The organism is Bacteroides sp. AM23-12 (genome assembly GCF_003434395.1).
In the GTDB taxonomy this organism is placed as follows: domain Bacteria; phylum Bacteroidota; class Bacteroidia; order Bacteroidales; family Bacteroidaceae; genus Bacteroides; species Bacteroides thetaiotaomicron.
In genome coordinates this window covers 1-1,177 of the sequence record NZ_QTLF01000036.1, presented here as the reverse complement: position 1 = coordinate 1,177, position 1,177 = coordinate 1, and positions in this window count along the sequence as shown.

The following is a 1,177-nucleotide window of genomic DNA, read 5'->3' as shown; positions in this document are numbered from 1 at the left end:
TTATTCATCTTAGTTTCAGGTATGGCAGCAACTGTGGTAGCAGTTATGAGAGCAAGTGTTTGCTCTCACTCTTCCATGTATCATTATCTGTCATTTGTTTGATGTTGTCATTTGATTTACAGTGTATTAATGTCTGAGGTGTCAATTCTTAACGATTGATATTTCAGACATTAATAATTGATAAATCATCCTTTAATAGTTGATAACTCCGCTGTTTTTGAGTGATAAGTGATTTATTGTTTCTTGGAAGAGTAGGTTAATCGAACAGTTGGTGCGGTCAAGTTAATTGAATCATATAAGTAAGGCATCAGTTTCCTGCCTTGTTTCATTCATTCCATAGGCTGGAACCACTGTTTTCAAGCGTCCGAAACTTTGGTTTCACGGCTTTGGAACTAAAGTTTCAAGCCGATGAAACTTTAGTTCCAAGCAGGAGAAACAAAAGTTTCAAGCGGGAGAAACTAAAAAGCTCTGTATAGCCCAACCAACAGCCCATAAGTAACCATTGAAAACAAGGCAGTGTGACAGCAAAATTTGCCGTCACACTGCCATCACCTACTTCTGTCACCTCATTAATTATTCATATTCAATCAATTACACCCGACACCGTGACAGATGACAGCAAATTATAGTTTTTTATTTTCATAGAGAGCCTGGCTGACACGTAAGTAGGGGTTGACTGAAAAGTCGGCAGTATCTCCATTCTCCTCCTTCGGGAAGGAGGATATTTAAGATACTATTGACTTTTTAGTCAGTCCCCCTAAGAATGTTAATCGAATTGTTGCGGATGGCAGAGTTTTTTCTTTTTCCAATAGTGTAGAACTTTAAAAGACTCCTGTCTCTACCCTTTTTTTCGTATTTTCCTCCCTTGCTACGATTTCCCCTTCTTCCTGCCTTCTTCCTTTTCAGTCTTTCAATCCCCTTTTCCTCCGTCCTTTTTTTCTTTTCTTTGGATTCCCGTTCTGGTTTCCTTTGTGCATCTTCTTCACCTTTCCTGTATTTCCTCTTCCTTTCCCTTGTGCATACGCCCGTGTCCTCGCCCTTCTAACGCGCGTGTGAATATAATAAGGTGTACCCCTTTCCGCCTTTCCTCCTGTATCCGAGAAAAATATGTTCTACAACATCCTTATAACTCAACACTTTAGCTTCTATCCTCAAAAATAATTCAAAAAAAGAGTGA